General features: G+C 30.0%; 5 protein-coding genes. 1 reads left to right on the top strand and 4 read right to left on the bottom strand.

Features of this window, described 5'->3' with window-relative positions:
• Positions 1 to 132 precede the first annotated feature (132 nt).
• Positions 133 to 606 (top strand): CBS domain-containing protein, encoded by a 474-nt coding sequence (locus Q0C58_RS03615; protein ID WP_290697636.1) that lies wholly within the window; start codon positions 133 to 135, stop codon positions 604 to 606.
• A 4-nt stretch (positions 607 to 610) separates the two neighbouring features.
• Here the strand turns inward: Q0C58_RS03615 and Q0C58_RS03610 are convergent, their stop codons facing one another.
• Genes Q0C58_RS03610 through Q0C58_RS03595 form a run of 4 tightly spaced genes read right to left on the bottom strand, consistent with a single transcriptional unit; the run spans position 611 to position 3,364 of the window.
• Positions 611 to 1,303, bottom strand: coding sequence for a hypothetical protein (locus Q0C58_RS03610; RefSeq protein WP_290697633.1), 693 nt, complete (start codon positions 1,301 to 1,303; stop codon positions 611 to 613).
• A gap of 59 nt (positions 1,304 to 1,362) precedes the next feature.
• Positions 1,363 to 2,481, bottom strand: coding sequence for a DUF2891 domain-containing protein (locus tag Q0C58_RS03605; protein WP_290697630.1), 1,119 nt, complete (start codon positions 2,479 to 2,481; stop codon positions 1,363 to 1,365).
• A 2-nt stretch (positions 2,482 to 2,483) separates the two neighbouring features.
• The gene (locus Q0C58_RS03600) at positions 2,484 to 2,831 is read right to left on the bottom strand and encodes a hypothetical protein (RefSeq protein WP_290697627.1); all 348 of its coding nucleotides are present in this window, start codon (positions 2,829 to 2,831) and stop codon (positions 2,484 to 2,486) included.
• A complete protein-coding gene (locus Q0C58_RS03595) occupies positions 2,828 to 3,364 on the bottom strand; it encodes a GNAT family N-acetyltransferase (RefSeq protein WP_290697624.1) in 537 nt (178 codons plus the stop codon). Before Q0C58_RS03595 ends, Q0C58_RS03600 begins: the two co-directional genes overlap by 4 nt.
• Between the last annotated feature and the right edge of the window lie 226 nt (positions 3,365 to 3,590).

The following is a 3,590-nucleotide window of genomic DNA, read 5'->3' as shown; positions in this document are numbered from 1 at the left end:
TTTTATTGTTCTAAATCCGTATTAAATAGCTTTTTATAATAGTACAAATTTATTATGACCGTGAGTAATTTTGGTTAAGTACTTTAAAATGAGTAACTTTAAATAGTTTCTTAACATAAAATAATGTAGAATATGGGTATTAAAAGTTTTCAAGGTGCAAGAAAAATAACACAACAAAATAAGAATAATAAGCAAGAAGATTTTAAAGTTAGTGACTTCATGACTAGAGATTTAATAACATTTAAAGCAACACAGTCTATTGAAGATGTTGTTAATACATTAATAAAACATAAAATCTCTGGAGGACCTGTTGTTAATGATAAAAATGAATTGATTGGTATAATTTCTGAAGGTGATTGTATTAAACAAATAAGCGATAGTCGTTACCACAACTTACCAATGGAAAACAGCTCTATAGAAAAACACATAACTAAAAATGTTGAAACTATAGATGGCAATCTAAACGTTTTTGATGCTGCCAAGCATTTTATAGAATCTAAAAGACGACGTTTCCCTATAGTTGAAAACGGCAAACTAGTTGGGCAAATAAGTCAAAAAGATATTTTAAAGGCAGCAATGCAATTGAAACAGCAAAACTGGAAATAAAGTATTAAGCGCGTCCTTGTTTTGGTCTTAAAGCATCTGGACTATCGGTAATTAGTATTTTAGTTTTATCTTTTGCTGTTAAAGACGCTACTCTTGAGTAGTTATAATCTGCAATTGGGTTTTCTAACTCCACCCATTCTACAAATCCTGCAACTGTAATACGCTCACCTATTTCTATAATAGATTCTGTATAACGAATTTCTTTATTGAAGCCAAACATTCCTTCAGTTTCAATATTATAGTTATTTAATAATGTTTTAAATTCTGGTGTTGGATCATTAAAAGTACCAGAATTTGCTGTTTTATCTGTTACTAAATAGTCGTAGTAATTTTTTGGGTTCTTTTTAGGAAAAATAAGCAACCGCTCTCCACTTTGTTCAACAAAAAAATCTTGAATTATTTCTTCGTTAACAATAGTATCCCAATGTGAGCTTTTACCAGATTTTACCTTTTTTTGGATGTTTATTTTATAGTAAACACATCTCCTCTTGCTTAAAGGAGCGATAAGTGGTTCCTCTACATTCAAAGCTTTTCCTTCAATCTTTGCGTATTTATGACTTTGTAAACTTCCTATTCTACTATACCTCAATTTTTTTAAACGCCTTAAAATAATTGTTTTTGGACTATAGAAATAGACTAAAAAAATAATTAAGGCGATAACGCAAGCAGCAATAATTATTATGAATATTGGATTCATTTATAGAAAATTAGTTTAAAATTATACTTATAAGTAAACTAAAAAGCAAAATTGTTACATTAATTATTACCAGCCTTTAATGCGTATAATGCAAAAGATGCTAACCAATGCGCACCAGCATATTCACCAGAATCCATTTTGTTATAACTAGCATTAAAGTGAGTGTTCCCTAAAGCAATCATTTTTTTGTTATTTAAAACCGTTCCCATCTCGAATAAACACCAAGCACGACTAAAGTTTAAACCATCTAAATGTGCCATTTTACCATCGGTCTTATCTACCACTTCTACAGTATTTATATATTTTGAAGGATTATTTCTAAAGTCTGGTAAAAAAGCATCTAACCACTTTATATAATCTTTCTTAGGCAAAACCTTAGCCATTAAAGCCGCTTCTTGTAAACAAGGTGATAAAAAATCGAAACCTCCAGGTTCCCAAGTTAAAGGGCAACCTTCATCTTTTAAATAAAACACTTTTGCTCTTTTAATAATTACAGCCTCTAATTTTGGGCTATGTTTTTTTGCATAATCCAACGCAAAACTCATCCCAAATGCAGTATTTGGGTGCTCTCCTACTCTAATTGGGTAATTTAATTTATTAAAAAATACAATACATTTTTCTTCAATAAGCTGTGTTAATGGCTCTAGGTTTTTAGCAAATTCTTGTCCTTCTGGTGTATCCCATTCTTTCAAACTTTTAGCCAATTTTAATAACCAAGCCCAACCGTAAGTACGCTCGAATGTTTTATTATGTTTATCGTCGAAATAGGTAATTTCTTTTAAAATGTTTTCTTTAGTTAACGTTGCCTTTAGTTTATTTAAAACAGCCTCTCGCTCTTTAAATTCTGGAAACGTTTTAAGAATATTTACTAATGTCCAATGTCCATGCACAGAACTATGCCAATCAAAACAACCATAAAATGCAGGATGTAACTCTTGAGGTGTTTTTAAATAACTTGCATCACCTAAAACTTGACCCAATTTATTTGGGTATTCTTGATCCAAACAGTCGTAAGCAAAATGATATAAATAAGTTGCTTTTTTTCCGTCAAGCGGAATTGCAGATACTACTTCATTTTCAGTATCTAATATTTTAGAGGTTGTACTCGCATTGTTAATTTTTTCAGTTTTATTACAACTGAAGCTTAAAAATAGTAGTATTAGGTAAAGGTTTTTCATAATTATTGACGTTTTACAAGTGCATAAAAATCGTTTTCTAAAGGTAAATAACCTTGATCGTAAACAAAGTAATATACTGTACCTATTTTGGTTGTATATGTACTTGTAAAGTAATTAAAATCGAAACCTTTAGCTTCTAACTTCGTTTTGCTTGTTTTTGTTTTTTGGTCTGGATTTAAACTTTCTAGAATACGCCAATTTTTACGCAAGCGATTGTTAATATTACGGATTAAGTTTTTTCCATCCTTATTAACTTTATTGTTATGCGCATTTCTACAGCCATCACTACAGAATTTTTTATCTATTCTACCAACAATTTTGTTACCACATTCTGGGCATTGTTTACTCATAAGTTTGGATTATTAATTTTATACCAACGTAGGTCAAGTTTTTCTTGTTCAAAATAAAAGTCACTTTCATAGTGTAATCCTATTTTTATTAAGGCATTGTGCGATGCTTTATTTCCTATCTCTGTAGTTGCATACAATTCTGGAAGTTTCATCTCATTAAAAGCATAATTTATAGACGCTTTACCAGACTCGGTAGCATAACCTTTTCCCCAAAAACGTTCTATTAAACGGTAACCAACATCGTAATATTTGGTAAAACCGTTCATGTTATATTCTGTATTTAACCTAATACCAGACCAGCCAATAAATTGGTTAGACTCTTTTTCTATAACAGCAAACCTACCAATACCGCGTTCTCTGTATTGTTGTAAAACACTTTCAATAGTTTTTAACGCTTCGGCTTTTGTTTTAATAGGTTTATTACCTAAATATTTATGCACATTTGGGTTAGAATCTAAGGTAAACATACCTTCTAAATCTTCAACTCGCATCTCTCGAAGTAACAATCTTTCGGTTTCTATATTAAAAATCATTATTGTTTTTATGGTGAAATTTTAGCGCTTCAGTTTTGTTATTTTTTATAATTACAACTTTAAAAAACAAAAAGAACTCTTGTAAAAACAACGTTTTTCATTTTAAAAATTATTTTTAAAGATACAATTTATTCATGTACAAACGACTACAAATGTTTACAACCGACATTAAATGCGTAAATACCGTTTAACATTTGGAAGCTATCGCATATTTGCAGTGTTGAAT

The sequence above is a fragment of the Lacinutrix sp. genome (assembly GCF_023299985.1).
Taxonomy (GTDB): Bacteria; Bacteroidota; Bacteroidia; order Flavobacteriales; family Flavobacteriaceae; genus Lacinutrix.
This window is presented reverse-complemented; position numbering and strand designations above follow the sequence as displayed.

What these genes read in the sequence shown, in the direction of transcription:
- Q0C58_RS03595 (WP_290697624.1), bottom strand. Translation starts at nt 3,364, where the DNA reads ATGATTTTTAATATAGAAACCGAAAGATTGTTACTTCGAGAGATGCGA.
- Q0C58_RS03610 (WP_290697633.1), bottom strand. Translation starts at nt 1,303, where the DNA reads ATGAATCCAATATTCATAATAATTATTGCTGCTTGCGTTATCGCCTTA.
- Q0C58_RS03615 (WP_290697636.1), top strand. Translation starts at nt 133, where the DNA reads ATGGGTATTAAAAGTTTTCAAGGTGCAAGAAAAATAACACAACAAAAT.
- Q0C58_RS03605 (WP_290697630.1), bottom strand. Translation starts at nt 2,481, where the DNA reads ATGAAAAACCTTTACCTAATACTACTATTTTTAAGCTTCAGTTGTAAT.
- Q0C58_RS03600 (WP_290697627.1), bottom strand. Translation starts at nt 2,831, where the DNA reads ATGAGTAAACAATGCCCAGAATGTGGTAACAAAATTGTTGGTAGAATA.